General features: G+C 58.6%; 20 protein-coding genes. 11 read left to right on the forward strand and 9 right to left on the reverse strand.

All coding sequences use genetic code 11. From position 1 onward, the window contains the following. Window positions 1-4 precede the first annotated feature (4 nt). Window positions 5-1,612, reverse strand: a complete 1,608-nt coding sequence (locus ACFO5Q_RS05715) for an acyl-CoA carboxylase subunit beta (protein ID WP_068152743.1) — start codon at window positions 1,610-1,612, stop codon at window positions 5-7. After that, on the reverse strand, window positions 1,612-2,499 hold the full coding sequence (locus ACFO5Q_RS05720) for an SDR family oxidoreductase (protein WP_068152746.1): 888 nt from the start codon (window positions 2,497-2,499) through the stop codon (window positions 1,612-1,614). The genes ACFO5Q_RS05715 and ACFO5Q_RS05720 overlap by 1 nt, the downstream gene beginning before the upstream one ends. A gap of 93 nt (window positions 2,500-2,592) precedes the next feature. Here ACFO5Q_RS05720 and ACFO5Q_RS05725 point away from each other — a divergent pair, with 93 nt between their 5' ends. The 3 genes from ACFO5Q_RS05725 (at window position 2,593) to ACFO5Q_RS05735 (ending at window position 6,764) form a co-directional block, all read left to right on the forward strand. Next, window positions 2,593-3,195: a TetR/AcrR family transcriptional regulator gene (locus tag ACFO5Q_RS05725; protein ID WP_068152751.1), complete on the forward strand. Its 603-nt coding sequence runs from the start codon at window positions 2,593-2,595 to the stop codon at window positions 3,193-3,195. A 252-nt stretch (window positions 3,196-3,447) separates the two neighbouring features. Beyond that, the gene (locus ACFO5Q_RS05730; RefSeq protein WP_068152754.1) at window positions 3,448-5,562 is read left to right on the forward strand and encodes a M3 family metallopeptidase; all 2,115 of its coding nucleotides are present in this window, start codon (window positions 3,448-3,450) and stop codon (window positions 5,560-5,562) included. A 125-nt stretch (window positions 5,563-5,687) separates the two neighbouring features. Next, a complete protein-coding gene (locus ACFO5Q_RS05735; protein ID WP_068152757.1) occupies window positions 5,688-6,764 on the forward strand; it encodes an EAL domain-containing protein in 1,077 nt (358 codons plus the stop codon). 9 nt (window positions 6,765-6,773) lie between these two features. Here the strand turns inward: ACFO5Q_RS05735 and ACFO5Q_RS05740 are convergent, their stop codons facing one another. Genes ACFO5Q_RS05740 through ACFO5Q_RS05750 form a run of 3 tightly spaced genes read right to left on the reverse strand, consistent with a single transcriptional unit; the run spans window position 6,774 to window position 10,241 of the window. Further along, a complete protein-coding gene (locus ACFO5Q_RS05740; protein WP_068152760.1) occupies window positions 6,774-7,526 on the reverse strand; it encodes a sulfite exporter TauE/SafE family protein in 753 nt (250 codons plus the stop codon). Between the two features lie 5 nt (window positions 7,527-7,531). Next, complete coding sequence (locus ACFO5Q_RS05745; protein ID WP_068152762.1) at window positions 7,532-9,301, reverse strand: N-acyl-D-amino-acid deacylase family protein; 1,770 nt, start codon at window positions 9,299-9,301, stop codon at window positions 7,532-7,534. After that, on the reverse strand, window positions 9,291-10,241 hold the full coding sequence (locus ACFO5Q_RS05750) for a bile acid:sodium symporter family protein (RefSeq protein WP_068152765.1): 951 nt from the start codon (window positions 10,239-10,241) through the stop codon (window positions 9,291-9,293). The genes ACFO5Q_RS05745 and ACFO5Q_RS05750 overlap by 11 nt, the downstream gene beginning before the upstream one ends. A 121-nt stretch (window positions 10,242-10,362) precedes the next feature. On the opposite strand from ACFO5Q_RS05750, the gene ACFO5Q_RS05755 reads away from it, so the two are divergent. From ACFO5Q_RS05755 to fdhD, 8 genes are all read left to right on the forward strand, one after another. Continuing rightward, the gene (locus ACFO5Q_RS05755; RefSeq protein WP_068152766.1) at window positions 10,363-11,352 is read left to right on the forward strand and encodes an AraC family transcriptional regulator; all 990 of its coding nucleotides are present in this window, start codon (window positions 10,363-10,365) and stop codon (window positions 11,350-11,352) included. Between the two features lie 143 nt (window positions 11,353-11,495). Beyond that, window positions 11,496-12,857, forward strand: a complete 1,362-nt coding sequence (locus ACFO5Q_RS05760) for an amidohydrolase family protein (protein WP_231727357.1) — start codon at window positions 11,496-11,498, stop codon at window positions 12,855-12,857. Between the two features lie 105 nt (window positions 12,858-12,962). Then, a complete protein-coding gene (locus ACFO5Q_RS05765; RefSeq protein ID WP_068152772.1) occupies window positions 12,963-13,541 on the forward strand; it encodes a hypothetical protein in 579 nt (192 codons plus the stop codon). A gap of 135 nt (window positions 13,542-13,676) precedes the next feature. Further along, window positions 13,677-15,221 carry an EAL domain-containing protein gene (locus ACFO5Q_RS05770; RefSeq protein ID WP_068152774.1) on the forward strand — a complete coding sequence of 515 codons (1,545 nt, stop codon included), beginning with the start codon at window positions 13,677-13,679 and terminating at the stop codon, window positions 15,219-15,221. Between the two features lie 147 nt (window positions 15,222-15,368). Next, complete coding sequence (locus tag ACFO5Q_RS05775; protein WP_380084295.1) at window positions 15,369-15,839, forward strand: NAD(P)H-dependent oxidoreductase subunit E; 471 nt, start codon at window positions 15,369-15,371, stop codon at window positions 15,837-15,839. Further along, complete coding sequence (locus tag ACFO5Q_RS05780; RefSeq protein ID WP_068152779.1) at window positions 15,836-17,383, forward strand: formate dehydrogenase beta subunit; 1,548 nt, start codon at window positions 15,836-15,838, stop codon at window positions 17,381-17,383. Before ACFO5Q_RS05775 ends, ACFO5Q_RS05780 begins: the two co-directional genes overlap by 4 nt. A gap of 1 nt (window position 17,384) precedes the next feature. Then, the gene (gene fdhF / locus ACFO5Q_RS05785) at window positions 17,385-20,225 is read left to right on the forward strand and encodes a formate dehydrogenase subunit alpha (protein WP_068152782.1); all 2,841 of its coding nucleotides are present in this window, start codon (window positions 17,385-17,387) and stop codon (window positions 20,223-20,225) included. Window positions 20,226-20,228: 3 nt separating this feature from the next. Then, a complete protein-coding gene (gene fdhD / locus ACFO5Q_RS05790; protein ID WP_068152785.1) occupies window positions 20,229-21,023 on the forward strand; it encodes a formate dehydrogenase accessory sulfurtransferase FdhD in 795 nt (264 codons plus the stop codon). Here the strand turns inward: fdhD and ACFO5Q_RS05795 are convergent. The 4 genes from ACFO5Q_RS05795 to ACFO5Q_RS05810 all read right to left on the reverse strand — a co-directional run bounded on the left by ACFO5Q_RS05795 (window position 21,020) and on the right by ACFO5Q_RS05810 (window position 24,349). Further along, complete coding sequence (locus tag ACFO5Q_RS05795) at window positions 21,020-21,751, reverse strand: nitroreductase (RefSeq protein ID WP_068152794.1); 732 nt, start codon at window positions 21,749-21,751, stop codon at window positions 21,020-21,022. The genes fdhD and ACFO5Q_RS05795 overlap by 4 nt on opposite strands. A gap of 91 nt (window positions 21,752-21,842) precedes the next feature. After that, window positions 21,843-22,016 carry a hypothetical protein gene (locus tag ACFO5Q_RS05800; RefSeq protein WP_156432074.1) on the reverse strand — a complete coding sequence of 58 codons (174 nt, stop codon included), beginning with the start codon at window positions 22,014-22,016 and terminating at the stop codon, window positions 21,843-21,845. A 119-nt stretch (window positions 22,017-22,135) separates the two neighbouring features. Next, the gene (locus tag ACFO5Q_RS05805) at window positions 22,136-22,648 is read right to left on the reverse strand and encodes a hypothetical protein (RefSeq protein ID WP_156432075.1); all 513 of its coding nucleotides are present in this window, start codon (window positions 22,646-22,648) and stop codon (window positions 22,136-22,138) included. A 99-nt stretch (window positions 22,649-22,747) separates the two neighbouring features. Next, entirely contained in the window at window positions 22,748-24,349 is a 1,602-nt protein-coding gene (locus ACFO5Q_RS05810; protein WP_068152804.1) for a methyl-accepting chemotaxis protein, read from the reverse strand. Window positions 24,350-24,567: the final 218 nt, after the last annotated feature.

Below are 24,567 nucleotides of genomic sequence, written 5' to 3' on the forward strand. Positions count from 1 at the left end.
CCCCCTAAAAGCGTGCAACGCCAAAAGTGTTGGGCCGGGTTTCGCGGCTGTCCGCGTCCCGGCAGATATCCAATAGGTAAATCAGTAGGTTACGCGTATCGCGCGGGTCGATGATGCCGTCATCCCACAGCCGCGCGGTGCCATAGAGCGCGGTTGAGCAGGCGTCCATCTGGTCGGCTGTCGCCTTTTCCATGGCCGCCAGCATGTCTTCATCCGGCGTTTCACCCATGCGTTTGGCTTTCTCTGTGCCCACGATCCGGAGCACCATACCCGCCTGCGCGCCGCCCATCACGGCGGTGCGGGCGTTAGGCCAGGAGAAAACAAAGCGCGGGTCCACACCGCGACCGCACATGGCATAGTTGCCAGCGCCGTAGCTGCCGCCGATATGAATGGAAATTCTGGGCACCCGCGCGTTCGTGACCGCCTGAATAAGCTTTGAGCCGTGCTTCACCACGCCGCCCGCTTCCGCATCCTTGCCCACCATGAAGCCGGTGGTGTTATGGAGGAACAAGATGGGCACGCCAGACTGATCACAGAGCTGCACGAACTGGGCGGCCTTTGTGGCACCGATGGGCGTGATGGGGCCGTTATTGCCGATGATGCCCACGGTCTGGCCTGCGACGCTTGCGTGGCCGCATACCGTCTGGCTGTCATAGTCATTCTTGAAATCAAGGAAATCTGAGCCGTCCACCAGCCGCGCGATCACCTCGCGCACGTCATAAGGCGTTTTGGCGTCTGCGGGCACCACGCCGATCAGCTCATTGGGTGAGAAGAGCGGTGCTGGATAGTCGTCCTGTTTCGTACCGGGCGCTTTCCATGGTAGGCGCTTCATTATTTCGCAGGCGTAACGAATGCCGTCAGCGTCATCTTCGGCCAGATATTCGGCTGTGCCGGTGACTTCCGCGTGTAGTTCTGCGCCGCCAAGTTCCTCATCTACGGCGATCTCGCCGGTGGCAGCCTTCAGAAGTGGTGGCCCCGCAAGGAACACTTTCGAGCGCCCGCGCACCATCACGACATAATCCGATAGGCCGGGCTGGTACGCTCCGCCCGCCGTGCTGCTTCCGTGCACCACCGTGATTTGCGGAATGCCAGCGGCGGAAAGGCGCGCCTGGTTTGCGAAGCTGCGCGCGCCTTCAACAAACATGTCGGAGACATGCTGCAGGTTCGCGCCGCCGCCTTCCATCAGGCCGACAATGGGCAGCTTGTTTTCCATGGCGATATTCTGAAGGCGCAGCCCTTTGTTGAGGCCTGCGGGCGATACTGTGCCGCCTTTGACCGCACTGTTTGACACAATCACCATGCAGCGCTTGCCGCTGACATAGCCGATCCCCGCGATGGAGCCGCCAGCGCCAGACCCGTCCCGGTCATCATACATCTTGTAGCCCGCGAGAGCCGATAGTTCCAGAAACGGCGTGCCGGGGTCGAGGAGTAGCGCGAGCCGCTCCTTGGGCAGAAGCTTGCCGCGCTTGTCAAACAGCGCACGGGCCTTTTCCTGCGCCTGCGCTTTCAGGTCCTCAATGGCTGCGATCTCATCCAGCGCGGCCTGCATGGAGGCGGCGTTCGCTTTGAACGTGTCGGACGATGTATCGATCTGGCTGTCAAGTTCGGGCATCAGTCTTCCCCACCCAGCAGTTTGGGCACACGATAGCGGTGGAAGCCTTGGTAGCTTTCGCTGTTCTTCGCACCCTGGGGCGGGAACATGGGGCTGAACAGGCTGCCGCCGCCATCCACGCGCAGGCTGGCGCCGGATACAAACGCCGCACCGGGAGACAGAAGGAACACAATGGTGCTGGCGATTTCCGCTTCGGTGGCGATGCGCCCAAGCGGCACGAAATTCTTGAGCTGCGGCAGGATCGCCTTCACCTGCGGGTCGGTATAGGTGTCGAAGCCCGAGGAGGCCACCCAGCCGGGGGCCACCGAGTTTACCCGCACGCCGAAGCGGCCCCATTCGACCGCCGCGGTTTTGGTGAAATTATCGCACGCCGCGCGCGCTGCACCTGAATGGCCCATGGTAGGCATGCCGTTCCAGAAATCGGCGGTGATGTTCACCACTGCGCCGCCGGTGTCCTTCATGCTTTGCGTAACCAACTCACGCGTCACGTTAAAGGCGCCCACCACGTTGGTGCGCAGCACAGTTTCAAACCCTTTGGTGGAAATGGCCTCAAGAGGGGAAGGGTATTGCCCGCCCGCGTTATTCACCAGGCCCGTCACGGGGCCACCCTTGAGGATGTCTGCAATGGCGGCCTTTACGGCCTCTTCATCGCGGATATCGAAGGCGCTTGTTTGGCACGTGCCGCCATCTTCAGTGATTTCAGCCTGAACTGTGTCCAGTTTGTCCTGGTTGCGGCCGGTGATGATGACCTCTGCGCCAAGGCTTGCGAGCTCATGCGCGGTGCAGCGCCCGATGCCGCTGCCGCCGCCGGTGACGACAATACGTGTCCCCGTAAAAAGCCCGCCCTTGAAGACAGACCTGTATCCCGATTGAGCCTCCCCAGACATCGGTATCCTTCCACTTGATTTAATTGTTGGCATTAATTAAAAACAAGCAAGCGCTTGGTTGTCAAGCGTTGTCGGATGGAGTAGCCTTCCCGCATGACAGTTGCTTTGGAAAATCAGGTCCCGGATGCCTTTGAAATCAGCCGCGCGAAGGAGCGGATTTTGAAGGAAGCCATTGATCTATTTTATGAAAAAGGGTTCGAGCGCACGACTGTGCGGGACATTGCGGCGCGTGCCGGCATCCTGTCCGGCAGCCTGTTTCATCATTTCAAAAGCAAGCAGGAAATCCTTTATACAGCCATGGCGCTGACGACTCGCTCCATGGGTGAAAGTGCCGAGAAGGCGGTTGAGGGTCTTGACGATCCGGTCGAGCAGCTCAGGGCGCTTGTCTTGAATGAGCTTAACAGCATTCACCGGGAAAGCGGCCATGCGGCTTATGTGCTGGTGGACGAATGGCGCAGCCTGGAACCGCAGTACCGCGATGCTGTGCTGGCCATCCGGGACGGCAGCTACGATGCCTGCTGGAACAGCGCGCTCGAGGGCTGTGCCGCCAAGGGGCTTCTCAAGGGCGACCCCAAGATCACACGTCAGCTGATCCGCGGCGCACTTGCCTGGACGCGGAACTGGTTCCAACCAGACGGCAAGATGACCCTGAAGGCCCTGGCGGATGAGGTGCTGACTACCTTCCTTCAGTCCTAAAGCAGGCTTGTCATGCCGGGCGAGCGCCAGAAGGCGCGAGGGAACGGCATCCATGACTGCCTCAAGTGGCAGGGATTTAGTGGTGGACCCTGAAACAAGTTCAGGGTGACGGCTAACCATCCGTCGCAAACGCCCCGCATTTCGCCGCATTCCTTGTGTCTTGCCAATATCCCCGTTTATAACTGTGCCCCTAGAAAAAGAAGAAGGCCCGACAAGGGTAGGGCCGCACCAAAACAGACCTAAGGGGTTACCATGAAAAAATTCAAGAAAGCCGCGCTTGCAGCGGCGCTTATGGGCATGGCGCTGCCGATGGCTGCACCATCCGCGACAGCTGAAGACACCAACCCGTTCTTTGAGGAATGGACCACGCCGCATGGCCTGGCGCCTTTCAGCCAGATCGAAAACGCAGACTATATGCCCGCGTTCGAGAAGGCCTTTGCAGAAAGCCGCGCGGATATTGATGCCATTGCGAACAACCCGGACGCGCCAACCTTTGAGAACACCATTGCCGCGCTGGATAAGTCAGGCAAGCTTTTGAACAAGGTAGCTGGTGTTTTCTATAACCTCACCGGCTCGCATACCAACCCGGAGATGCAGGAAATCCAGGCCACGGTTTCCGGCATGTTCAGTCGCCACAACAACGAGACGCTTTTCAACAAGAAGCTGTTCGACCGTGTGGACGCGCTTTACCAGAAACGCGACAGCCTGGATCTGACGCCTGAACAGGCGCGCATGCTGTGGCGCACGCACCTGGATTTCACCAGCGCTGGCGCAAATCTGGATGAGGACGCGAAAGCGGAACTGGCGAAGCTGAATGAGGAAATCTCGGGCCTGACGACAAAGTTTGGGCGCAACGTGCTGGGTGCCACGAACGCATTCGAGATGATCGTGGAAAATGAGGCGGATCTGGCGGGCCTGCCTGATTTCGTGGTTGCGGCAGCGGCCGAGATGGCCAAGGAACGTGGGCATGAAGGCAAATGGATGTTCACCGCCACGCGCTCCAGCTTCACGCCGTTCATGACCTTCTCCACCCGCCGGGACCTGCGCGAGAAGCTGCATAAGGGCTATATGGCACGCGGCGCCAAGGGCACCGAGTTCGATAATACCGAGATCGTAAAGGACATCCTGCAGGCGCGCGAAAAGCGGGCCAAGCTTCTGGGCTACAAGAACCACGCTGAATATCAGATGGCGGACCGCATGATGGGGCACCCTGACCGGGCGTTCGAGCTTTTGAACCGTATCTGGGAACCTGCGCTGGAAAAAGCCAAAGAAGAGCGCGCAGCGCTTCAGGAAATGGTGAACAGCGAAGGCGGCGATTTCGAGCTGGCGGCGTGGGACTGGTGGCACTATGCCGAAAAAGTCCGCAAGGCGCGCTATGACCTGGATGAGCAGACGCTGAAGCCATATTTCGTGCTAGATAACGTGCTGAAGGGCGCGTTCCACACAGCAAACAAGCTGTGGGGCCTGACGTTCAAGGAACGCACGGATATTGACACCTATCACCCCGATGTCCGCACCTTCGAGGTGTATGAAAAAGACGGCAGCTACCTGGGTCTTTACCTGACAGACCATCATGCCCGTGCGTCCAAGCGCGGCGGTGCCTGGAACAACAGCTTCCGGTCCCAGAAGAAAGTGGACGGTGTCGCGACGCCGATTGTGGTCAACGTGATGAGCTTCCCCAAGGGCTCTGGCGACGTGCCGCCTCTGTTGTCTGCTGATAATGTGGGCACGCTATTCCATGAGTTCGGCCACGCCATGCACACGCTGATGTCTGACGTGACCTATGACCGCATGAACAGCATGGCCTGGGACTTTGTCGAATTCCCGAGCCAGATTTTCGAAGGCTGGGCGTGGGAGCCAGAGGTGCTGCGCGTTTACGCCAAGCACTATAAAACTGGTGAGGTGATCCCGGAGAACATGATCGAACGCCTGGAAGCGGCTTCGAAGTTCAACCAAGGCTTCGCGACAGTTGAATATGTGTCTGCCGCCCTTCTGGACATGCACTGGCACACCCGCAGTATTGCGGACGACGTTGATGTGGCGGCGTTCGAGAAGCAGGTGCTGGATGAGATCGGCCTGATCGACGAGATCGTTGTGCGCTACCGCACGCCATACTTCAACCACGCCTTTGGTGGTTCGGCCTATGCGGCGGGCTACTATACTTACCTGTGGTCTGAAGTGCTGTCGGCTGATGCTTACGCCACCTTCGCGGAAGAGGGCATCTTCAACCAGGATGTGGCGGCGCGTCTGAGGCATTCGATCCTTGAGCCACGGGGCGCGCGCGACCCGATGGAAATGTTCGAGGAATTCAAAGGCCGCGAATACAAGCTGGACGCTATCCTTGAGGCCCGCGGCCTGACCGACTAGGTCTCGCACACAGCCAGAAAATACGAAGCCCCGGCCTGCTGGTCGGGGCTTTTGCTTTATGGGTTTGCTGATCCAATGCGTTTGGGCTGTCGTAAGCCAGACGAAACAAACTTCAGGAGGCCGCCATGGACTGCAAGGAATGTGAAACCATCCACGCCCACATCTTCGAGAAGACGTTCTTCTGGATTTACGTTCCAACGAGCAAGGCTGCCGACCGGCTGAAGGAAATCGCCAGACATCGTGGGCTTGAGGGGGAGGCCTTTGACCAGACATCCTACCGCATCGTCATGGGCAGGGCTGATGTGGGGGCGTTTCTGACCACCCTCTTTGGGGAGTTCAACGGCCAGGAACTTGCCAACACCAAGATCGTCACGACAAAGGATGAAACCCTTTCGCCGTCAGACATGGGGCGTGTGTTCCAGGCTGATGTGTTTATCAATCGCTTCCAGAGCCAGTGGATTATCGAATCCCTGGAGGCAAAACGCTATGAGACATGGTTCCAGCCCATCTTCCACGCCAAACAGCCGGACCAGGCCTTTGGCCAGGAAGGGCTTTTCAGGCTGCGCGATGCTGAGGGCACCATCATTCCACCCGGTCACGTCTTTGATGTGGCTAGCAAGTCTGACCTGCTGTTCACTGCAGACCTTCTGGCGCGTAAAAGCGCGGTTGAGGCTGCTGCGGCGGGACGGCTGAAAGGCAAGATTTTCATCAACTTCAACCCATCCAGCATCTATGATCCCGCCTATTGCCTGCGCGCAACGGCCGCGGCCATTGAGGCCGCCGGGCTCAAGCCTCGCGACGTGGTTTTCGAGCTGACGGAAACGCATCAGGCGCGGGACAAGGCACACCTGAAGGGTATTCTGGCGTTTTACCGGAGCGCAGGCTTTGGCGTGGCGCTGGATGATATCGGCTCGGGCTGGTCCGGTCTTAATATGCTGCACGAGATGCGGCCCGACTATGTCAAGCTGGACATGGATCTGGTGCGGGATGTCCATGAAGATGTTTTCAAGCAGACGATCGTGAAACGCCTGCTGCAGATTGCCAAGGACAACGGCATCAAAACGATTGCTGAGGGCATTGAATGTGCAGAAGAAGCCCAGTGCCTTACGAAAATGGGCGCGGATTACCTGCAGGGCTATTATTTCGCCAAGCCCGCCCCGGTGTTGCCGGCGGACGAGAACCCGCTGGCCGAAGCCAGCTAAAATGACCAGCTAGAAGATCGCGGCCGCCGCGACGCTGAGACCGATAGCGAACAGCGCCCAGATGGCGATGGGGCGGTGGCTGGCGTCGCCGTATTTCTCGAATAGCCAGTCGCCGGTCCTGTTGCCGATCAGCATGGCAGGATAACAGACGGCGAACAGCGTCAGCTCCTTCAGCCCGATGATGCCCTCAATGGTGTAGCTTGTGGCAGCGAAGGCGGCAGAGAAAAGGAAAAAGCCCATAAGGAAGGCGCGCGCGACGCGGGCCCGGTCATAGACCGCCATCGAATAGATGATCACCGGCGGCCCTGGGATGGCCAGTGCCCCATTCAGGAGGCCGGACATCAGCCCAGAGCCAAGCCCGAAGATGCCACCCGCCCGGTGCGGTGCGGGCTTGTATTTGGCCAAGAGGAAACAGGCCAGCATCACCGTGCCGCCGATCAGCAGCCGGAAAGCATCGGGGCTGAACAGCAGCAGAAGATAGGTGCCGAGCAATGTTCCAACGGCAGACGTGACGATCATGCCTGCCATATCCCTTATCGGTACGTCCTTCCAATAGGTGCGGATGGTCTGCAGCGATACTGTCAGGGTCAGCAGCACGATCACGCTTGCCGCCGTGGTTGGCGCGATCACAAGGCTGAAGACCGGCAGTGCCGCCAGCGCGAAGCCGAAGCCGGTGAAGGCGCGAAGGATCGCTGCCAGAAGAACGGTTGCGGCCAGCCCCACAAGTGTGAGGAGGCCAATTTCGGAAAGAATGTCCGCCACGTTTGTTATGCCGCCTTTGAGCCAAGCCTTACCAGACGGCCGGGCCTTAGGCCTGTAAGCTTGTCGTTCTCAAGAACCACTTTGCCGTCTACAATCGTGGCTATATAGCCCGTGGCTTCCTGAAGCAAGCGCTGGCCGCCCGCCGGAAGGTCCTTGACCATATGCGGCGCGTGCAGGCGCAACCTCGCATGGTCGATCACATTGATGTTGGCTTTCTTGCCCACCTCCAGCCTACCGCGATCCTTGAAGCCGACATAATCTGCGATCTCGGACGTCAGCATCTGCACAGCGCGTGCGAGCGGGATCTGTGGCCCCTGCTTGCGGTCCCGCGCCCAGTGGCACAACAGATAGGTCGGGAAGCTGGCGTCACACACGGTGCCAACATGCGCCCCGCCGTCCGACAGGCCCATGATCGCCTGCGGGTGGGTCATCATCTCGTGCACGGCGGTATAATTCAGGTCGGTATAATTATAGATCGGGAAATAGAGGAATTCCTGCCCGTCTTTTTCCAAGAGGATGTCGTAGATCTTTGATAACGGCGTTACGCCGTCTTCCTGGGCCATCTTGTAGACGCTGGCATTCACGCTCTGCTCATAATCCGGGTTTTCCCCCAGCTTGAACATCTTGCAGCTGATGAAATCAATCTGCTGCAAAAGGATGTCTGCAAGGGGCGGAATGGCCGTGCCGTCGCCCGCGACCTTCTCTGATTTCTCGCTCAGCAGCTGTTCCTTGAACTCAGGATCGCGCATGGCTTCCACACGCTCGTCCAGTGGCAGGTGGCTGATGCGTTTGTAGCTTGGGAAGCCAATGAATGGGTGGAAGGTGCACTGAAGCCCCAATATCACGCCAATGCCGCGCGGCGCGGTCTGCAGGCGCATGTTGATGCCCTTGTCTTTAGCGCCTTCGGCGCGGGCAATGATGTTCTTCCACTGTTTGGGCGCGAAGTCCCGCTGCATCAGAGACAGCGAAAAAGGCCGCCCGCCGGATGCGCCCGCGAAGGCTTCAAGGAGGTCGAACTCGCGGTCGAAGGCCGCCGGGTCACCGCGCTCAAGGTCGAAATCATTCACCGCCTGCAACACGCCGTGGTCCAGCCCTTTGAAGGCTTCGGCGATGCCCACGAGCTCTTCCTTCGTGGCTTCGGATGCAGGGGTCCAGTCGCCGTCGGCTGTGCGGTGTACGTCTGATCGCCCGGTGGAGAAACCAACTGCGCCAGCCTCGAGAGCCGCGCGCGTCAGTTCGCGCATCCTGGCGATATCCTCATCGGTCGCGGGCTCGCCTGATACCGCGCGGTCGCCCATCACATAGACGCGCAGCGGGTCATGCACCACTTGGGCCGCATAGTCGATGGTGTGCGGGAAATCGATGGCGTCCATATAGTCCGCGAAGCTTTCCCAGTTCCAGCTGAGGCCTTCCGCCAGCGCGGTGCCGGGGATGTCCTCAACCCCTTCCATCAGGCGCACGAGGCGGTCATGGTCTTTTGGCAGGACAGGCGCGAAGCCCACGCCGCAGCTGCCCATCACTGCGGTGGTCACGCCGTGGTTGACGCTGGGCTGGAGGTCCGCGTCCCAGGAAACCTGGCCGTCATAATGGGTGTGCAGGTCAAGGAAACCGGGGGTGACGATGGCGCCTGCGGCATCGATCACGCGCTCGGCCTCTCCAAGGCCCAAACCGATGGCGGCAATTTTGCCGTCCTTGACCGCCACGTCGCCCGTGGTGGGCTCGCCGCCGTTGCCGTCATAGATGGTGCCGCCCTTGATGATCAGGTCATATGCCATGTGTGTCCTCCTGCAATTTAGGGGGTGAATAGTGTGTTATGCGGTCCGCCAGCCGGAACAGGCCGGTAACAGCAAAGCCGCCAATGAAATGCCAGATGCCCCAGGTGGCGAGAACCATCGCCCCGGAGCCAAGCCCGCCAAACTGGCTGAGCATGATAAGAAGGCCGAGACCTGAATTCTGGATGCCGATCTCGAACACCAGCGCGCGCCGGGCGGCACGGGTCCTGAGGCCAAACATGCCAACAAGCCCACCAAGGATGAAAGCAGCCGTGTTGTGAAGCGCCACATAGGGCAAAATCTGGTCGCCAAAATGCTTGAGAAGGTCAAGGTTGGTCGCCAGCCCCACGGCCACAATCACCACAATCACCGCGACCGCGAGCGGCAGGCACATGCGCTGCAGCTTGTGGGCAAGCTTGGGCCGGTAGTGTGACAGCACAATTCCGAACCCGAGCGGCACAAGAAGCGTGAGGCTGGTGTTCAGCACAAATGACAGCCGGTCCAGATGGATGGCTTCCACAAGGTCCCGCGTGGGGCCATAAAGGCTGGTCCAGAAAAGGATCGCAAGCGGCAGGAAGGCGGCTGAAAACAGGCTGGAGCATGTGGTGAGCGAGACGCTGTAGGCCACATCGCCCCGGCTGAGCCGCGTGAACAGGTTGGATACATTCCCACCCGGGCAGCAGGCCACGATGATCATACCAAGGGCGATGCCCGCCATGGGTTCGAACAGCGTGAGGATCGCGAGTGTGACCAGCGGCAGGCCTATAATCTGTGCCATCAGGCCATAGAAAACGCTGCGCTTGTGGGTTCTGAGGAATGAGAAATCATCGGTCTTGAGCCCCAGCGCCACAGAGAACATGGTGAAGGCGAGAGAGACGGCGAGCGCGAGCTGCGTGCCCGGCTCCAGCGTGATCACGGCGTCATTGATGGCGCTTGCGTCCATGCTTTTCCATCCCTCCCAAAGTGTCCCCTTCCCAAAGGACGCGGTAAATCTACTTGACGATTGCTGCCTTGTGAATGACAGTCGGCGTCTAAAAATTGATATTTTACGCCAAGAAGATCAAGTGAACGATACCGTCCTTACCCGCTATCTGGCCACGCTCGTGGATGTGATGCACGCCGAATATGGTGTTGCACCCGGCGCGCTTTATAAAGCCGCGGGGATCGCGCCCCTTGCGGAAGGGCGGGTCGGCGAAGAGACCGCTGAAGCCCTGTGGGTGGCCGCCGAAAAGCTATCGGGCGACGGGCTTTTGGGCCTGAAGGTTGGGGCGCGCGTTCGCTACAGCAGCTATTCCACCCTTGGGCATCTTCTTGTGACCGCGAAAACGGTGGGCGAGTCGCTCAAGGCTGCGTGTGACCTGGCCTTTTATGTGGGCGCGGCAGGACAGCTTCACATGGAAGAGGCGGCGGACGAATGCGCCATTGTCTATGAACCGCTGCGGGCAGACTGGCGCGCACCCTTTGTGCGGTCAGAAGCCGTTCTGCTGCCCATGGTAAGGTTTGCGCGCTGGGCTTCGCCGGGTGTGGAGCCCAAACAAGTGATCCTGACCCGGCCAATCCCACCCAAACCCCAGGCCTTTGTTGATGCTTTTGGCGCGCCGGTTACATTTGGCGGTCGCCGTCATGCAGTTGTCTGGGATGCGGCGGCCCTCAGTCAGCCGATGAATGATGCCAACCCTGCGCTCAATGAAATGCTGCGCGCCCATGTGGAAGCGGAAATACCAAAGAAGGAAGGCGTGCTGGCGCAGGTAAAGGCCACCCTTCTGAAAGCGCTTTCTGACGGCACCGACGTCAGCATCACAGCGGCGGCAAAGGCGGTCGGCATGTCTGAACGCAGCCTGCAGCGGGCGCTGGCGGCGGAAGGGGCGGCCTTTCGGGATATGCTTACAGAGGTACGGCGGAACGAGGCCTGCCGCCTTCTGAAGGAAACAGCATTGCCGGTCTCGGATATCGCCATAAGGCTTGGCTATTCGGAACCCGCGGCTTTTGTGCGGGCTTTCCGGCGCTGGTTCCAAGCCTCTCCGGCGCAGTGGCGCAAATTGGCGCGCAAGTGATTGGCGGGGCTTAACCGCTGGGCTAGGGTTAACAATTGAGACACAGGTTTCAGGCTAGGATGAGACAGAGAATGATAGCGAAAACAATGGCAAGAGTGGCGGGTTTGATCGCCGCTTTCATGACAGTTGAAGGAAGCCTTTTCATGAGTGCAGCTTCGGACAAGACCCCCGTAGATATGATCGTTCATGGCAGCTATCTGGTGACCATGGATGACGCAAAAGGCGTGATCGAAGGAGGTGCGGTTGCGGTCAAGGACGGCGCGATAGTGGCCGTGGGCACAGACGCGGAAATCACCGGTGCTTACACATCCGATCAGGTTATCGCGGGCGAGGGCCGGGTGCTGATGCCGGGCCTTGTGAACGCGCACACGCATACGGCCATGACCCTGTTCCGCGGTATGGCAGACGACCTTGAGCTGATGACATGGCTGACCAAATATATCTTCCCCATGGAAGGCCGCTATGTGGACCCTGACTTCATCAAGGTGGGATCGGAACTGGCCTGCTGGGAGATGATCCAGAGTGGCACGACAAGCTTTGTCGATATGTATTTTTACCCGGAAGTGATCGCGGGTGTGGTGGATAAATGCGGCCTGCGCGCTGTGATCACCGCGCCGATGATTGACTTTCCGAGCCCTGGGTTCAAGGGCTGGGATGACAGCTTCAATGCTGGTGTCAAGTTCGTGCGCGACTGGCAGGGCAAGAATGCCCGCATCACCCCAGGGCTTGCGCCCCACGCGCCCTATACGGTGTCGAAAGAGCATCTGGCGGACGTTGCCAAAGTGGCGATCGAGCTGGATGCGCCTATCTCGATCCATATTGCGGAAGATAAATCTGAGCTCGATACAATCCGCGGCAAATACCAGCAGACCTCCATCGAAGAACTGTCGGATGTTGGCATGCTGGACGCACAGGTGATCGCGGCCCATGTTGTCTGGCCATCCGACAGCGACATGAAGCTTGTGGCGGGCAAAAACTTCGCCGCGATCCACAACCCCACATCCAACATGAAAACCGGGGCCGGCTTTTCGCCCGTGCCGAAGCTGCTGGAAGCGGGTGTGACTGTGGGGTTGGCGACAGACGGCGCGGCATCCAACAATAACCTCAATATGTGGGATGAAATCCATCTGGCGGCACTTGTTCACAAGGGCGTGGCAACCGACCCCACGGTGCTGCCGGCGGCGACCGCGCTTGACCTTGCAACCCGCATGGGCGCCAAAGCCGCAGGGCTTGAAGGTGTGACCGGTGTGCTGAAGTCGGGCCTTCGGGCTGACATGATCCAGGTATCGATTGACAGCCTTCGCATGCAGCCGCTTTATGATGTGGTGTCGCAGCTTGTCTATGTGGCGGATCAGCAGGATGTGGTGACCACTATTGTGGACGGTAACGTGCTGATGCAGGACGGCAAGGTGCTGACCATCGATGAAGATGCCCTGCGTGCCCGCGTGCTGGAGATTTCAGCCCGCATCCGGGCAGATGTGGAAAAGACCCGGGCGGCCAATTAGGCTGCCTTTCCGCATCGTTTACAGCCCTATCTAATAGTTGTATCTTTAACACTGGTGGTTGGTGGCTATTTGCGTCGCCAACTGCAATTAGGTGGGGGATGCAAGATGAGATCTTTGGGACTTTTGTTTGCCGCTGTGCTTGTGGCAGTTTCCAGCCCTTTGGCTGCGCGGTCAGCAGATACGGATGCTGATGTTGCCGCACCGGCCCAATATGCGGTGATTGAGGTTGTCGTGCATCCGCTGTTTCAGCGCGGTGCTTTCGTCAAGAAAGTTTATGAGAATTACGATGAACGACTGCTGCTGAATCAGGCAGTGATGGACCATGTAAAATATCGCCTGGGAAGTGCTTTGATCGCAGACAAGCTTTTCACTTCCCGCACGCCGCTGGAAATAAAATTCGACCTGTTGCGTGTCGATCTGATTGGCGAGCGAGAGCAGATCGACCCAGTTACCAAGGAAAGATTCGCAACGCTGGGTACGAACGGACACGCCATCGCCGTTGCGAAGCTAAGTTTTGACAAGGACGGCAAGACCTTCGAACGTCGATACAAATCCACGGAAGACCGGAAGCTGAAATTCACGTCGGATCAGGCAACGAACAGGGAGCTGTTGAGCCTTGCGCTCGATAGCCTGATCCAATCGGCTCTGTCCGACCCTGACGTCGTTGAGTTTCTGGCAAGCTGATGCTTTGATGCCTGATCGAGTTGCTTTGAGTTCATTCAAATTTGAAGCAATATTTTACATGACCTTAAAATCCGTGTGTTATGAGGGAAAGAGAGTAAATCAGGCACATCAAGTATTTAGGTAGGCGAGGGCGTTGTGAGCGAGCCAGAATTCAGCTTATTCCTTGTCAAAAAGAGCTACATCGACAAGGCGGATGATCAGTTCAAGACGATCATGCGGTGGAAGGATGTTGATCTTTTCAGGCAGCCGCTGAGTTTCCTGTTCCCTGCTGACGCCCATGACCGGGTGGAGCGCCTCTTGGACCGCGATGATGTGTCCATCTTCCAGAATGTGGTGTTCCCGCGCGTGCCGCTCCGGCTCAAGACCGGCGGCTATATCAATTTCGACATGAAGCTGGTGACTGTGGCGGAAGGCGGGCGCCGCCTGGACTTCTACAAGCCTGGCCGCGCGGATGATCTGAACGCAGCACAGACAGCAGAGGCCGCTGCACCCGCCGCTGATATGTACAGCTTCTTCAATTTCGTTGAGGACCTGCTGGCGTCCCCGTTTGAAGGCGACCTGGACCTGACGATGGTCAGCATGGATGCCCTGAGGGACGGCAGCGATGCGGGCCTGACGGACGAAGAGAAAGACAGCGCACGGTCTGAATTTGAGGCCAACCTGCAAAAGCACGCGGTTGGCGGCAAGGTGGGTAAGCTGGATGAAGCGTCCTATGGCCTCCTGACCGCCAGTGGGTTCGACGAGGAAGCCTTCGACCTTGAGATGCAGAATGTGGCGGCGCGGCTGAATATCGCGCCGGAAAAGCTCGCGCTCAATAAAGCCAACATGGCGATCGATGACCGTGATGTGGCGCCCGAGAAACTGCACCAGGCGCTTCATCAGGCGCGCGGCGTGTTTGTGGGCGAAATTGAAGACGAGCACGGCATTGAAAAGCTCACCGGCGTTATCGACGGCATCGAGCATAACAGGAAGCTGATTCAGGAAGCGATCAAGCGCTACAAGTATCGCACCAGCCCGCGGTCTGTGTCAGACAACGTGGCGTCGGTTTCCATTGCAGTGCTGCAACAGGGCAAGGTGAATCTTGAGGGCCAGATCAGGCGCCCGGATGAGATTATCGTGCTGGCCGACCACCCTGATATATCGATCGAACATGACCTCGCACAGCTGGAGGACCTGATCCGCATGCGGGTCAGGAAGCCAGCGGATGAACGCGAAAAGCCGGACTATTATGAGCTGTGCCGGTCCACCATGATTCAGGAGCGTTTTCAGGAAGAGCTTGCCGCCATGCTTGAGCGTCACGGCGAAGACGCGTCGCGCATCGGCTTCCGCATCAAGGGTATGCCGCCCGTGCGCCGCGGTGGCCTGCACTGGGACGCGCTGAACCGTTTGGCGGCAAACGGCCACCCCATCTGGATCGACCGTTTCGGAGACGCGGTGGTGGCGCCCGAAGCGCTTCAGTGCCTGAAGGGCGGGATGATCGAGATGCCGCCACCAATGATGAAAAAGCTCGCCGGGCATTTTGACGGCAAGGAAATGATGAGCCAGCTTGTCGCCACGTGGCAGGCCATGAACGTGCGTGTGGTCTCGGCGGATCTGCCGGACTATGACATGAAAACCCTGGCGCAGGAGCTGGGCATTACCATCGCGGTCGAGGACGCGCCCGAAGCCCGCGCCTCTTAACCGACTGATCCTCCTTCCAATTCGGTCCTGTTGGTTCCCATAGCGGAATGAGGCCGCACAATTTTTTCATTGATTTGCCCTCCGTCAAATCGCACCTTCCAAAAAAGATATGCTAGAATGCATCAAGAAGACCAAGAGGGGGCGGAATTGGCCGAAAACTTGAGCCAGTCACAGCGTGTTAACCATGACCTGATCACAGCCCATGTGGGGGAGGTCGGCGGCCTGATGCGTGCCTTGAATGCGCTGCAGGAGCATGACGGCTATATTGATGCCGCCAATGTTCCAAAGCTTGCCAAGGCCTTCAATATCACCAAGGCCGAGGTGAAGGGTGTGATCAGCTTTTATGATGATTTCACGCGTGCACCCAAGGGCAAGCATGTGATCCGCATCTGCCAGGCTGAGGCCTGCCAGGCGGTGGGCAGCCGCGCGCTGACGGCTGCAGCGCTTGAAAAACTGGGTATCGGCCTGGGCGAGACCACGCCAGACGGTAGGGTGACGGTTGAGGCTGTCTATTGCCTGGGGCTGTGCGCGTCCGGCCCTGCCGCCATGGTGGACGGCGAGCTGAAGGGCAGGGTGACGGCGGGCCTCTTTGATGCTTTCGCGGAGGATGAGGCATGAGCAAGATTTACGTCCCGCTCGACAGTTCCGCGGTGGCCATGGGCGCTGATGCTGTCGCTGAAAAGATCGAAGCCATCACCGGTATTGCCCCCATCCGTAACGGTAGCCGCGGCATGGCGTGGCTTGAGCCGCTGGTGGAAGTCGAAACGCCGGAGGGCCGCGTGGCCTATGGCCCGGTGACAGCCGATGACATTGAGGGCTTGATCCGCGACGGCATGATGGAAGGCCGGGCGCATGCGCTGTGCCACGGCCTGACCGACGAGATTCCGTTTCTGAAATTGCAGGAGCGCCTGACTTTCGCGCGCTGCGGCATCACGGACCCGCTTTCGGTGGAAGATTACGCGGCCCACGGCGGCCTTGAAGGCATTCAGAAAGCCATCGGCATGTCTGCTGAGGCCATCTGTGAAGAGGTGATGACCTCCGGTCTTCGTGGCCGTGGCGGTGCGGCTTTCCCGGCGGGTATCAAATGGAACACTGTGCGGGGCGCTGACGCCGACCAGAAATATATTGTCTGCAACGCGGACGAGGGCGACAGCGGCACCTTCGCCGACCGAATGATCATGGAAGGCGACCCGCTTCTGCTCGTTGAAGGCATGGTGATCGCGGGCCTCGGTGTGGGCGCGACCAAGGGCTATATCTACTTGCGGTCTGAGTATCCGGTGGCGAAACGCCTTTTGGCTGCCGCCATCGACCGGGCCTATTGGAAAGGGCTCTTGGGCGATGACGTGCTGGGGTCTGGCAAGGCCTTCCACCTGGAGCTTTTCATGGGCGCAGGCGCCTATATTTGCGGCGAGGAAACATCGCTTCTGGAAAGCCTTGAAGGCAAGCGGGGTCAGGTGCGCGCCAAGCCGCCCATACCGGCACTTGAGGGCCTGAACGGCAAGCCCACGCTGGTCCATAATGTGATTTCCCTGTGTGCGGTGCCGACCATTCTGGCGAAAGGCGGGGCATATTACCGTGACCTCGGAATGGGGCGCTCCACCGGCACCATGCCGTTCCAGATTGCGGGCAATGTGGCCCATGGCGGCCTTGTGGAAAAAGCCTTCGGCGTCACGCTTGGGGAACTGGTGAATGACTTCGGCGGCGGCACCCGGTCTGGCCGTCCGGTCAGGGCCGCGCAGGTGGGTGGGCCTTTGGGCGCCTATATCCCTGTGGGTAAGTTCGACATGCCGATGGACTATGAAACTTTCGGCAAAATTGGCGCTGGGGTGGGCCATGGTGGTATAGTGGTGTTTGACGACACAGCCGATATGGCGGCACAGGCCAAATATGCCTTCGATTTCTGCGCCCATGAAAGCTGCGGCAAATGTACGCCGTGCCGGATTGGCGCGGTCCGCGGCTCGGAAGTCATGGCCAAGGTGATTGCGGGCGAAGATGTCGATACCAATCTTGAGCTTATCGAAGACCTTCTTGAGGTCATGGAAGACGGCTCCCTGTGCGCGATGGGCGGCATGACGCCCGTGCCGGTGAAAAGTGTCCTTGAATATTTCCCCGAGGCCGTGGGCCGGGGCCAAAAAGACATCAGCATGGAAGGAGGCGAATAAAATGGCGCTCCTGAAAGAACCAGATTTCGGAACCCCAGAGGTCAAGTCGGACGAGACTGTGACGCTGGAAGTGGACGGCTTCAACGTGACTGTGCCCAAGGGCACCAGCGTGATGCGCGCGGCGGCAGAGGCTGGGATTTCCATTCCCAAATTGTGCGCGACCGATATGGTCAAGCAGTTTGGCAGTTGCCGCCTGTGCCTTGTGGAAATTGACGGCCGTAAGGGCACGCCTTCAAGCTGCACCACGCATGCAGAAGACGGCATGGTGGTGCATACCCAGACAGACCGGCTGGCGCGCCTTAGGCGCGGGGTGATGGAGCTCTATATCTCTGACCACCCGCTTGACTGTCTGACCTGCCCCACGAACGGCGACTGTGAGCTGCAGGATATGGCGGGTGCCGTGGGGCTCAGGGACGTGCGCTACGGTTATGAAGGCGAGAACCATCTGGACCTGACGAAAGACGAAAGCACGCCTTACTTCACCTATGACCCATCCAAATGCATTGTCTGCTCGCGCTGCGTGCGGGCGTGTGATGAGGTGCAGGGCACGCTCGCGCTGACCATCGAAGGACGGGGGTTCGAAAGTCGCGTGGCAACCGGCACAGACGATTTCTTCAGTTCGGAATGCGTGTCATGCGGGGCCTGCGTGCAGGCCTGCCCAACCGCCACACTCGCGGAAAATGACCTGATCGAGCACGGCGTGCCTGACCGCACGGTGATCACCACCTGCGCCTACTGCGGCGTTGGCTGCAGCTTCAAGGCGGAAATCAAGGGCGACCGCGTGGTGCGTATGATCCCGGAAAAAGCGGGCAAGGCCAACCATGGCCACTCCTGCGTCAAGGGCCGGTTCGCCTGGGGCTATGCCACTCACAAGGACCGGGTGACCAAGCCGATGATCCGGGAAAATATCACCGACGAATGGCGCGAAGTGCCGTGGGATGAGGCCTTTGAATTCACCGCGAAGCGCTTCAAGGACATTCAGGCCAAGTACGGCAAGAAAGCTATCGGCGGGATCACCTCCAGCCGTTGTACCAACGAGGAAGTCTGGCTGGTTCAGAAGATCGTCCGCGCGGCCTTCGGCAACAACAATGTGGATACTTGCGCGCGGGTTTGCCATTCGCCCACCGGATACGGCTTGAAGCAAACGCTGGGCACATCGGCAGGCACGCAAAACTTTGATTCCGTCGAACATTGCGACGTGATCATGGTGATCGGCTCCAACCCCACGGACGCCCACCCAGTGTTCGGCAGCCAGATGAAACGGCGGCTTCGCCAGGGTGCGAAACTCATCGTGATCGACCCCCGGCGTATTGACCTGGTGGAAACCCCGCACGTGAAGGCGGACTATCACCTGGCGCTGCAGCCCGGCACCAATGTGGCGGTGGTGAACGCGTTGGCGCATGTGATTATCTCCGAAGGGCTGCATGATGAAGTTTTCGTGCGCGAGCGCTGTGAAATGGACGCATTCGAGGAATGGAAGGCCTTCATCCTTGATCCGGTCAATTCGCCTGAGGAAGTCGCCAAGGTGGCGGGCATCAGCGCAGACGATATCCGTGCGGCGGCCCGGCTTTATGCCACGGGCGGCAATGGGGCCATATACTATGGCCTCGGCGTAACCGAACACAGCCAGGGGTCCACCATGGTGATGGGCATGGCCAACCTTGCGATGGCGACCGGCAATTTCGGGCGCCCGGGCGTAGGCGTGAACCCGATGCGCGGCCAGAACAATGTGCAGGGCTCGTGCGATATGGGTTCCTTCCCGCATGAATTTGCGGGCTATCGCCCTGTGGCAGATGATGCGGTCAGGAAAACATTCGAAGATTACTGGGGTGTGGGACTGGACGGCGAACCCGGCCTTCGCATTCCCGGTATGTTTGATGAAGCCCATGCGGGCAAGTATCGCGGTATCTACATTCAGGGTGAAGACGTGGCGCAATCTGACCCGAACACGCTTCATGTGGAAGCAGCGCTGAGGAACATGGACTGCGTAGTGGTGCAGGACCTGTTCCTGAATGAAACCGCGCGTTTCGCCCATGTGTTCCTGCCCGGTACCAGCTTCCTTGAAAAAGACGGCACTTTCATCAACGCCGAACGCCGCCTTGGCCGCGTGCGTCCAGTGATGAAAACCCAGACCGGCATGGAAGAATGGCAGGTGACCGCGAAGCTTTCTGAAGCGATGGGGTACCCAATGCCATATTCGAGTGCGGCTGAGATCATGGATGAGATCGCGGCGCTGACCCCCACGTTTGCAGGTGTTAGCTTCGCCCGTCTTGACCGGGACGGCAGCCTGCAGTGGCCCGTGAATGACGAGGCCCCGGATGGCACGCCGGTGATGCATGTGGACCATTTCGTGCGCGGCAAGGGCCTGTTCGTGGTCACGGAATATGTGCCGACGGAAGAAAAGACGAACCGCAAGTTCCCGCTGATCCTGACGACCGGCCGTATCCTCAGCCAGTATAATGTTGGCGCGCAGACGCGCAGGACCGACAATAACCGCTGGATGGAAGAAGACGTGCTGGAAATCCACCCGTCTGACGCGGAAATGCGCGGTATCCAGACCGGTGACTGGGTGTCTGTCAAATCACGCAAAGGCGAGACGACGCTTCGGGCTGAAATCTCAGAACGTATGGCGCCGGGCGTGGTCTACACCACCTTCCACCACCCGGAAAGCGGCACCAATGTGGTGACCACCGAGCTCAGTGACTGGGCCACCAGTTGCCCCGAATATAAGGTGACGGCGGTGGATGTTGGGCTGGCGAACCATAAGTCTTCGTGGCAGGAACATTATGCGGCGGAAGCGCCGACCATGCGGCGGGTGAAAGCGCCCACGGCGGCGGAGTAGGGCGTGTCACTGACGTATGCCAGCAAACGCGGGTGGTCGGTTGACGTTGAAGTGACCGGCCAGTGTGGGGACGCTGCGGTTCATTGGCATGTGCCCGAAGAAGCGCCGGTGGCGTTGGTATACGGCGGCATCAATCATGTGGTGATGCTGGCGTCGCCCGCAGACCTTCAGGATTTTGCGCTTGGGTTCACTGTAACTGAGGGCATCGCCCGCAGCCCGGAGGACATTCGCAAGATCGAAGTGGTGGAAAAAGACCGGGGCATAGACCTGCTGGTCACCCTGGATGACGCCGCGCTTGAGCGCTTCAAGCTGAAGCAGGGCCGCCGGGCAATGACCGGCCGCACCGGCTGTGGCTTATGCGGTATTGATAGCATGGAAGAGCTGTTCCAGAAGGTTCGGCCTGTCGCAAGCGCTCCCGTACAGCTTGACCCGCAGGTAGCCGGAAAGGCCGTGGATGACTTCCGCGCCCGGCAGCCAATGAGAGAACTGAATAAGTCTGTCCATGGTGCGGCATGGGTGACGGAAGCGGGCGATATCACGGCTGTTCGCGAGGATGTCGGGCGGCACAATGCGCTTGATAAGCTCCTAGGTGCGCTCCTTAAGGATGGCGCAGACCTGAAGGCAGGTTTTGTGCTGATCTCAAGTCGCGCGTCATACGAGATGGTGCAAAAATGCGTGGCGGTGGGTGTGCCGGCCCTTGTGTGCCTGTCTGCGCCCACGGCCTTTGCGATCCGCATGGCGCATGAGGCCAACCTCACGCTCGCCAACTGGTCTCGCGACGGGCTCGTTACTTTTTAGCGCTTTGGCTTCAAGAGAACTTCATCCAGCGGCCTGCGCTTGGGTGCGAAGCTGTTGACCTTGTCGTCAGCCTTATAGCCGATCGAGATACCGCAGATCAGCTTGTAGTTTTCCGGAATCTCGAACCGTGCTTTCACCGGGCTGGCCCAGGTGGCCAGTGCTGCCTGCATGCAGGTGCCAAGGCCGCGTTCTTCGGCTGCCAGCGCCAGAGACTGCATGAAAATGCCGGTGTCGAGTGCGGCATAGGCCCCAAGGCTGTCCTCACAGAAAACAAACAGGGCCGTGGGCGCGCCGAAGAAGCTGAAGTTTCGGGCCATCTGGGCGTGCCGCGCTGCCTTGTCGTGACGTTCGATGCCCAGCATGCCATAAAGGCCATGGCCGGTGTCGCGGTAGCGCGCGCCCAGCTCAGCCGGGTATTTCATGATGGTGTTATAGTCGCCGTCCGGCTTGACGCCGCCTTTGAGAAGCGCGCCAAACTTGGCAAATAGCCCCGCGCGCTGGACCTTGGCAGCGGTGTTGAAGCGGGCTGTCAGCTCAGCCGCGATCTCTTTCGCCGTGTCGCCAGAGGCCACAGCCACGCGGTAGGGCTGCACATTGCCCCATGACGGGGCCTGAAGGGCTGCCTCAATAACCTCATTCAACAGGGCTTCCGGCACGGGGTCGGGCTTGAAGGCGCGAATACTGCGCCTGTTTGCCAGTGCCTGGGTTACAGTCCCTTTTTCCGTCATTGCTGCGTCCTCCCGTTTCTCCTGCCTTCTATCATATTGGGCGTGTCATTGGCGGGGCAAGGTTGGGGCCCAAACGAATATGAATTGCCTGCTATTCAGACGGTTTCAGCTTGGGCTGGCCGTGGGTTTTGATCTCGAGCGCCTTGACGCCACGCAGGCTAAGGGCGCACCGGTTGGTGAAAGTTGGGATGGTGAGGTTGAAAGCCGATTTTTCATGAATACGGATGACGGCAATCTTCCTTACGGTTTCAGGCGTGGCAGCCACGTGAAGCTGCCCTGACCAGATATTTTTAAATCGCGGAATTTTTCAGGGTAATTCTCGCTTACCCACGACTTGGGCGGTATTGGCCTTTGCTGTTCCGCCCACTTTTCCGCGCCCATATTTTACCTTACAGAGCAGGCCTTGATCCGGTCAGGCTGTACACCGTGTCGTTTCAGTTCACTTTCCACCACGTTGGAGAAGGCCAGATATCTGTCATCCGTGCTTTCTTCAAACATTGCCATGGCCCATTCAATATGGGTCCAATTGTTGTAATCGACCCTAAGGAGGTCCGGCCCCAGAGCAGCTGCGACCGCGCGCATGGTGTTGGCCGCGTTTGAATAAGACTTGCTGTGGGTGGCGGTGTATTTGATGAGGCTGATATATTCATCATATTCAGCCGCGCAGTAGGTCTGGATAATGAAATCCCGGATGGACATGCTTTTGTATGTTGGATGGCTTTTTTTTAGCTGTGCAATTGTCAGGGTCACCGCGCTCCAGTCCACTTCCGCCGCGCGGCAGATCATGTCCTCGTGGCGGTCCTGAATATCCACTTTCGGCAGTGGGGGCAGTGTGGGGCATTCCGCTATGGTGCCGCCTGATGAAAAAATCATTAAAGCCAATGCAAGCTGTTTCATGGCCACCCTTTTTCGTCCATCCGTATGATGCTGACATATAGCAGAAAAGGCGGGGCCATAAGCCCCGCCGCTTCTTTTCTCAGATAATCAGGCCTGTGATCATTTGATGTTTTTCAGGCAGTTGGTCACTTCTTTCTGCAGGCCTTGCGCAACTTCGGTCAGCCGGTCCGCAGATTGTTGAACCGATTGGGCAACATCAGCAGCTTTGCGGGAAGCCTGCTCCACTTCACCCATGTTGTCTGACACCTCGCGGGTGCGCTGGGCCGCCTGGTCCACGCTTCGGGAAATTTCCTGCGTGGCTGCGCCCTGCTGGTTGGTGGAGCCGTCGATTTCGGTGGCAATCGCAGATACTTCGCCAATGATCCCGGAAATTTCACTGATGGCTTCTACCATGCGGCGTGACTGTTCCTGGATGGCTTCCACCTGCTGCGAGATATCTTCCGTCGCCTTGGCGGTCTGGGTCGCGAGGCTTTTCACTTCGCTTGCCACAACGGCAAAGCCTTTGCCTGCTTCGCCGGCACGCGCTGCCTCGATGGTGGCATTGAGCGCCAAGAGGTTGGTCTGGTCAGCGATATCGTTAATCAGTTTAACCACATCGGAAATTTTGCCGGACGCTTCGGAAAGTTCCTGGCCGACCGAATTGGCCTGTTCGGCTTTTTCGCTTGCGTTATCGGAAATCTTGCTGGCATGGGCAACTTGGTCTGCGATCTGGGCGATCGAATTTGCCAGTTCTTCCGTCGCTGCGGCAACCGCTTGCACATTGTCTGTCGCTTCACTCGATGCGTGCGCGACTTTGGATGAGATGCCAATGTTCTGTTCAGCGATCGATGCCATCATCGTGGCCTGGTCCGCAAGCGATGCGGTTTCGCCGGCAACGTCCTGGGTTGACTGGGCTACTGTTTCTTCAACCTGTACCTGGGCTGTGATGACCGACCATGTCGCGATTGGGCCCAGATAACTGCCGTCTTCGCCCATGATGGCGGCAATCTGCAGGTTCAGCGTTTCAGGGCCCAGCTTGATGTGGGTGCTGAATGGCAGGTTTTTCGGATCACGCAGGATGCGGCGCTGGTGCTCCGGGTTCTTGTGGAACACATCAATGCTTTGGCCGATGATGTCGTCTACCTGGATCGGCAGATATTTCTGCAGCCCTTGAAGCGTCTTGCGACTGGCCTCGTTCATATAGGTCATCTCAAGCGTATGCGGGTCACACATCATGGCGTTGATGGGCATCTTGTCGACCATCTGCTTGAGCCGGTCAGCGTCCGCCCGGAATTTCTCCCGCTCCGTTACCTTGTTCCATGACAGGACAGCACGGCGATAGTTGCCATTGTTGTCCAGCATGGCATTGACCCGAAGTTCCAGTTTTTCCGGGCCGAGCGAAATAACCGCCCGGTGGGGCAGGTTTTTCGGGTCAGCCAGGATGTTTCGCTGGTGTTCTGGATGTTTGTGGAAGACATCAATGCTGGTGCCAACAATATCATCTGCCTTGATGGGCAGATAGTCCTCCAGCGTGCGCAGGGTTTCCCTGCTGGCCGGATTGGCATAGGTGATGATCCCGGTTTTAGGGTCGCACACAATAATATTGTTTGGCAGTGAATCGAGGACGTTAGTCTCAGTCACTTCCTCAAGTGCGTTTTCATTGTCTTCTGATTTGGCTTTTGTACTTTTAACTTCGGTCTTGAATCCCAGTTTATTAAACATTTTGCCTGTATCCTGTCTCGATCCCCCAAGGTCTGTTTCCCCACTCGAAACTGGTGTGCCGCAAAGTTAGATTGCGTTACCCGGACGACAAGAATCTTGATCTTGATAAGTTAAGGTATTGTTAAATATTGCATTTTTATGACAGATTGAGGGGGTTGCTCTATTATAGATGTGCTCTTGGACACGTTTTGATTGTGTTTTTCGGCGTCTATCAAATT

The organism is Kordiimonas lipolytica, from assembly GCF_042651265.1.
Classification (GTDB): domain Bacteria; phylum Pseudomonadota; class Alphaproteobacteria; order Sphingomonadales; family Kordiimonadaceae; genus Kordiimonas; species Kordiimonas lipolytica.